The organism is Pseudoxanthomonas taiwanensis (assembly GCF_010093135.1).
Lineage (GTDB): Bacteria > Pseudomonadota > Gammaproteobacteria > Xanthomonadales > Xanthomonadaceae > Pseudoxanthomonas > Pseudoxanthomonas taiwanensis.
In genome coordinates this window covers 1-5,595 of record NZ_PDWK01000109.1, presented here as the reverse complement: position 1 = coordinate 5,595, position 5,595 = coordinate 1, and the positions used below count along the sequence as shown (strand labels likewise).

General features: G+C 64.5%; 5 protein-coding genes and 3 pseudogenes. 6 read left to right on the top strand and 2 right to left on the bottom strand.

What is annotated here, in order from left to right:
* Positions 1–43 precede the first annotated feature (43 nt).
* Positions 44–275 (top strand): annotated as a pseudogene (locus tag CR938_RS13750) (rubredoxin).
* Between the two features lie 21 nt (positions 276–296).
* Here CR938_RS13750 and CR938_RS13745 read toward each other — a convergent pair.
* Entirely contained in the window at positions 297–1,142 is an 846-nt protein-coding gene (locus tag CR938_RS13745; protein WP_162125536.1) for a SirB1 family protein, read from the bottom strand.
* A 64-nt stretch (positions 1,143–1,206) separates the two neighbouring features.
* Complete coding sequence (locus CR938_RS13740; protein WP_162125535.1) at positions 1,207–1,653, bottom strand: DUF192 domain-containing protein; 447 nt, start codon at positions 1,651–1,653, stop codon at positions 1,207–1,209.
* 181 nt (positions 1,654–1,834) lie between these two features.
* Here CR938_RS13740 and CR938_RS13735 point away from each other — a divergent pair.
* The 5 genes and pseudogenes from CR938_RS13735 to CR938_RS13715 all read left to right on the top strand — a co-directional run.
* A pseudogene (locus CR938_RS13735) lies at positions 1,835–2,092 on the top strand (IS30 family transposase); the annotation flags it as partial.
* Positions 2,093–2,306: 214 nt separating this feature from the next.
* Entirely contained in the window at positions 2,307–2,876 is a 570-nt protein-coding gene (locus CR938_RS13730; protein WP_162125534.1) for a recombinase family protein, read from the top strand.
* Between the two features lie 326 nt (positions 2,877–3,202).
* Entirely contained in the window at positions 3,203–4,354 is a 1,152-nt protein-coding gene (locus tag CR938_RS13725; RefSeq protein WP_211365245.1) for an Eco57I restriction-modification methylase domain-containing protein, read from the top strand.
* Entirely contained in the window at positions 4,351–5,304 is a 954-nt protein-coding gene (locus CR938_RS13720) for a BsuBI/PstI family type II restriction endonuclease (protein WP_162125533.1), read from the top strand. Before CR938_RS13725 ends, CR938_RS13720 begins: the two co-directional genes overlap by 4 nt.
* 168 nt (positions 5,305–5,472) lie before the next feature.
* Positions 5,473–5,595: pseudogene (locus tag CR938_RS13715) on the top strand (IS5/IS1182 family transposase); the annotation flags it as partial.

Genomic DNA, 5,595 nt, shown 5'->3' with positions numbered 1-5,595 from the left:
AGATAAAGCCGCACACCACGCACATCCAGCTGCGGTAGGGGGCGTGTGGGACAATGGCGGTCCCTGGAACAGGCCGGCATTATCCGATGAGCGACACCGACACCGCCCCCTACCGCAGCTGGATGTGCGTGGTGTGCGGCTTTATCTACCACGAGGCCGAGGGCCTGCCCGACGAGGGCATCCCGCCGGGCACGCGCTGGGAGGACATCCCGGACACCTGGACCTGCCCGGACTGCGGGGCCACCAAGGCCGACTTCGAGATGGTGCAGATCTGAAGCCGCCCGCGCGGCGCGGGCTCAGTGCAGCACCGCGCGGCCGTGGCTGGCCTCGATCAGGCGTTCGCGGATCTCGTCCGCGTCCGGGGCCAGGGGCGCCAGCTGCAGGTAGCGGGCCAGGTCCTCGCGGGCGCCGGGCAGGTAGTCCAGGTGCAGGTAGGCCAGGCCGCGGTCGCGCAGGGCCTGCGGCTGGTTGGGCAGCAGCTTGAGCATGCGGTCGGCGCTGCGCGCGGCGCGGTCCCACTGCCCGGACTCGGCGTAGCTGGCGTGCAGGTTGCGCAGCATCCGCGCCAGGATCGCCCGCGGCGGGGCCGGGCTGAGGATCTGCAGCAGGGTGTGGTCGTCCGGGATCTCGCCGCCCAGGTGCGGGCGGGCGCGCTCGCGCAGCTCCTCCACCGCCACCGGGCGGCCGCCGTTGAACGGGTCCATCACCAGCAGCCCGCCCTCCACCGGCAGGCGCACCAGGAAGTGGCCGGGGAAGGACACCCCGTCCAGCGGGATGCCCAGCCGGCGCGCCACCTCCATCTGCACCAGGGCCAGCGAGATCGGGTTGCCCAGGCGCCGCTCCAGCACCTGGTTGAGGTAGTTGTTGCGCGGGTCGTAGAACGCCTCCTGGTTGCCCGCGTAGCCCAGCTCGAAGAACAGGTGGCGGTTGACCGCCGCCATCTTCAGCGGACGCGGACCGGTGGCCTCCACTTCCGCGCGCACGTCCTCGGCATGGGCCTGGACCAGCGCCTCGTAGGGTGCCGGGTCCAGATCCGGGTACTCGTCGCGGGCGATCAGCAGGGCGGCTTGCAACAGCGGCAGGGACTCGTCGTCGAGCGTTGCAAGCGTGTTCCAGTCCAGCAGGTACATGCGGTCCCCCATGCCGGAAAGACTGGGGCCGCCCCGCGCGACAATCAAGATCCCGCGGCGGCCCGGGCCGCGCCGGTCAGTGCTGCGGGATGCCCGGGCCGAAGCGCAGCTCCGCGCCCTCCTCCAGGCCCAGGCGGGCGGCCTCGCCGGCGTTGAGCTCCAGCACGTAGCGGGCCGGCCGGTGGCTGGGGTAGGCAGGGCAGCGGTCGCCGGCCGAGCAGGGCGGCACGTTGCGCTGCTGCGCCACCAGCCTGCGCCGGCCGTCGAAGTAGAGGATGTCCAGCGGGATCCGGGTGTTCTTCATCCAGTACGCCTGCGGCTCCTCGCGCTCGTGGATGAAGAGCATGCCGTGGCCCGGCTCGAGCCGGTCGCGGAACATCAGGCCGCGCGCCCGCTCCTGGTCGTCGTCGGCGATCTCCACCTGGAAGCGCTCGCCGCCCACCTCCACCCAAGGAGTGTCGGCCAGGGCGCAGGCGCTGAGCAGCAGCAGGGGCAGCAGGAGCAGGCGGGACAGACGCGGCATGGGGTTCCCTCCGGATGGGTCGGCCGGCAATGGTAGCGGCGGGCGCCGCGCCTTGCAGGTTCGGATCCGGCTGGCCCCTGTGCTCCGGACCCAGGGGGGCACAGGGTGTCCATTGGAGGGACAGCTTAGACTCAACTTCCAAGCGCAACGCCCCCATATCAGGGCGTTGCACTTGGAAGTTGAGTCTAAGAAGATGGACATCTGGTTCTGCGATCCGCATGCGCCGTGGCAGCGCGGCAGCAACGAGAACACCAATGGCCTGCTGCGTCAGTTCCTGCCGAAAGGCAGTGACCTGTCGCTCGCCAGCCAGACGTTGCTCAATGACATTGCCCGCCTGCTCAACGGCCGACCGAGGGAAACGCTGGGGTGGAAAACCCCGGAAGAGGTCCTGGCCGAAGAGATGGCGAAATTCTCATCCGGTGTTGCGCTTGCAAGTTGAGGCCAAGCACGTCTGCCCGCATCGCTACACCGATGCCTGCGAGGTACAGCGGCGTAACCGCTGACCGGTCGGCAACGTGTCGCGCTTGTCCTTCAAAACCTGTCCAGAAAACGGTGGTTTTCTGGACAGGTCTGCATGGTTTCGTTTTTTCATGGCCTGGCATACCCAAAGCTGTTAAGATATCCGTCAATTTTTCTATGTTCAGGCACTGTCAATGAATCAACGCATTGGATACGCCCGCGTTTCGACGGACGACCAGCACCTAGACCTGCAGCGCGACGCGCTCCAGCAGGCTGGGTGCAGCGTGATCTATGAGGAAGCGGCCAGCGGTAAGAGCACTGCACGCCCGGAGCTTGAGCAGTGCTGCAAGGCGTTACGGGCCGGCGATACCCTCGTGGTGTGGCGGCTTGATCGACTCGGGCGCAGCCTGCATGACTTGGTGCGGATCGTGGCCGAGCTTGAGCAGCGCGGCGTGCATTTCGAGAGCCTGACCGAGAAGATCGAGACGGGCAGCGCATCGGGAAAGCTGCAATTCCATGTGTTCGCGGCGCTGGCCGAGTTCGAGCGCGGCTTGATCCGTGAGCGGACGCAGGCCGGGCTGGCAGCAGCCCGCGCCCGTGGCCGGGCCGGTGGCCGCAAGCCGAAGTTAGATGACCAGCAGGTGCGAGAGATCAAAGCCCTGCTGCGCGATCCAGATATTAAGGTGGCCGAGGTAGCCCGCCGTTATGGCGTGTCCCGAACCACCCTTTACAAGCACGTCGGCGTCATCACGCCGCGTCAATGAGGACTTGGGATGCTCCGACAACTAGACATCGCAGATAGCGTGCGCCGCGAGGTGGCACCCAGTATCGCGCAGAAACACAAAGCCGACTTGGGCCAGTTCATGACGCCTTCGAGCGTGGCCCGCTTCATGGCGTCCCTGTTCCCACCGAGCACCCTGCAGACCTGCCGCCTACTGGACGCAGGCGCGGGAGTTGGCGCGTTGTCCTGCGCCTTTCTCGACCGTTGGGTGACGGGCGGCTTTGGCTTTGAGGGCAGGAGAAGACGGCCTACGAGATCGACGAAAAGCTGCGCGGCCACCTTGCGCGTCATTTGGCTGGATACAGCCGGGTGACGCCCCGCATCATCGCGGGCGATTACATCGAGCTGGCGACTGCCGAAGGTCTGCAGGATCGAGGCTATACCCATGTGATCCTCAATCCGCCGTACAAGAAGATCAACAGCCAGTCAGCCCACCGGCTGGCCTTGCGCGCTGTCGGCATCGAGACGGTGAATCTGTATTCCGCCTTTGTCGCGCTGGCCGTGGGCGAGGCAGCACCGGGTGGGCAGATCGTGGCCATCATCCCGCGCAGCTTCTGCAATGGACCGTATTACCGCCCGTTCCGTGACTTCATCCTTGAGCGGGCGGCGATCCGCCACATGCACCTGTTCGAGTCGCGCAACAAGGCTTTCAGGGATGACCAGGTGCTGCAGGAAAACGTCATCATCCGCTTGGAGCGTGGCGGCCAGCAGGGACCTGTCACGGTTTCGACCTCCACCGATGACAGCTTTTCCGACCTAACCACCCATGAACACCCGTTCGACCGGATCGTGTTCCCGGATGACCCGGAGCGGTTCATTCATGTGCCGACCACGACCGGAAAAAGTGCCATCGAGCTATCGCCCGCCGTGCGCTACTCGCTGGCCGACATTGGCGTGAAGGTATCGACCGGGCCGGTAGTCGATTTCAGGCTGAGAGCGCACCTACGCGACATGCCCGAGCCGGGCACCGTGCCCTTGATCTATCCCGGCCACTTGAGCATGACCGGCACCGTCTGGCCCGTGGCGGGCTTGAAGAAGCCCAACGCGATCATGCGCAACGACGAGACGGAAAAGTGGCTTTACCCAAACGGGTTTTATTGTGTGGTGCGCCGCTTTTCATCGAAGGAGGAAAAGCGCCGTGTGGTGGCAAGCGTGGTTGATCCTGCCGCCTTTGGCGATCATTCCGTGCTGGGCTTCGAGAACCACATGAACCTGTTTCACGAGGACAAACACGGCTTGCCCGAGGCGCTGGCCCGTGGGCTGGCTGTGTTCCTCAACACGACCGCAGTAGATGAGCATTTCCGTCGCTTCAACGGCCACACCCAGGTTAATGCAACCGACCTCAAGCTGATGAAGTACCCGAGCCGTGACGCCCTGATCGAGCTTGGCAAGTGGGCCATGCAGCAAGGAACGCTCACGCAAGAGCAGATTGACGCCAAGCTAGGAACCCTGACCGCATGAATAACCCAAACGACTACATTGAGGCCGCGCAGCAAATCATCGGTTCCTTGGGGCTGCCCCGAGCGCAGCAGAACGAGCGTTCTGCCCTGTGCCTGCTGGCCCTCCTGAACCTTACGCCGGGCAAGGCATGGGCCGATGCGGAAAACCCGCTTATGGGCATCACGCCCATCATGGATTGGGCGCGGGAGCACTACGGCAAGGAATACGCGCCAAACACCCGCGAGACATTTCGCCGCCAGTCTATGCACCAGTTCTGCGATGCTGGCGTGGCCCTCTACAACCCGGACAAGCCCGACCGCCCAGTGAATAGCCCGAAAGCGGTTTATCAGATCGAACCCTCCGCGCTGGACCTGCTGCGCACCTTCGGCACCCCCGCATGGCATGACAAGCTCGCTGCCTATCTGGCCGAGCGGGAAACGCTGGTTGCCCGCTACGCCAAGGAGCGCGAGCAGAACCGTATCCCGGTTGAGATTGCACCGGGTCAGCAGATCACACTCAGCCCTGGCGAGCATAGTGAACTGATCCGCGCCATCATCGAGGACTTTGCCCCGCGCTTTGCACCGGGTAGCGTGCTGGTCTATGCCGGCGACACCGGCGATAAGTGGGGCTACTTCGATGCTGCCCTGCTGGCTGGGCTGGGAGTCGATGTGGATTCACACGGCAAGATGCCCGACGTGGTACTGCACTACACCGAGAAAAACTGGCTGCTACTCGTGGAATCCGTCACCAGCCACGGGCCAGTTGATGGAAAACGGCACGCCGAGCTTGCCAAGCTGTTTGCCGGATCGAAGGCCGGCCTTGTCTATGTAACCGCCTTTCCGAACCGGGCCATCATGGGCCGTTACCTTGGGGAAATTGCATGGGAAACCGAGGTATGGGTGGCGGATGCGCCCTCTCACCTGATCCACTTCAACGGGGAAAGGTTTCTTGGGCCATACGACAGAACCTAATACCCACTCACTAAACCCGGCGCGGCCGGGTTTTTTTTATGGAGGCTTCCTCATGACTGATCAAGAACCTGCCTTTTTGGACGACGAAGGCCCCGGCGAGCTTAGGGAAGGTCTGAACAACTCCGCCCGATTGCGCGACAATGCCTCACCGTGATCGGGGTGAATGCGATGCAGCTGTCGTTCGGTGATGCCGAGGGTCTGGGGAGCCGCAAGCGCACGCGGCGCGAGGTGTTTTTGGCGGAGATGGAGCAGGTGGTGCCGTGGCAGGCGCTGCTGGGTCTGATCGAGCCG